This is a genomic window from Vibrio sp. 2033 (assembly GCF_033339735.1).
Window position 1 is genome coordinate 1 of sequence record NZ_JAWOVC010000541.1, and the last position, 607, is coordinate 607.

1 protein-coding gene is annotated in these 607 nt (G+C 47.9%); it reads left to right on the plus strand.

Annotation, left to right across the window (positions count from 1 at the left end; genetic code table 11):
* The coding region (alr, locus tag R7P74_RS27685) for an alanine racemase (RefSeq protein ID WP_318123875.1) at positions 1-496 on the plus strand (496 nt) is incomplete at its 5' end.
* Positions 497-607: the final 111 nt, after the last annotated feature.

The following is a 607-nucleotide window of genomic DNA, read 5'->3' on the forward strand; positions in this document are numbered from 1 at the left end:
TGCGGGTTTATTAGCATGGCCTCAAAGCCAATTAGAGTGGGTTCGTCCGGGCATTATTATGTACGGCGTATCACCATTTAGCGACAAGACGGCCCAAGATTTGGGTTACCAGCCAGTGATGACGTTGAAGTCTCATCTTATTGCGGTTCGTGAAGTCAAGAAAGGTGAAAGCGTGGGGTACGGTGGTATCTGGACAAGTGAACGCGACACAAAAGTCGGTGTTATCGCAGTGGGCTATGGCGATGGCTACCCAAGAAGTGCACCCAATGGTACACCGGTGTGGGTGAATGGGCGTACAGTACCGATTGCGGGTCGAGTATCAATGGATATGCTGACGGTAGATTTAGGTCCTGATGCCACAGATAAGGTCAGTGACGAAGCGATTCTTTGGGGTAAAGAATTACCTGTCGAAGAGGTTGCGAATCACATTGGTACGATAGCTTATGAGTTGGTGACCAAATTGACGCCTCGCGTCGAAATGGAATATACCAAGTAATCCATGAATAAACGAATCACCTCAATGCTGGCACTTTCTGCCAGCATTTTTTTGTCTTCTCCGGCGCTAAGTTCAGAGAAAGACTCAGCCTTTGTCCCGTTCTATTTCAGT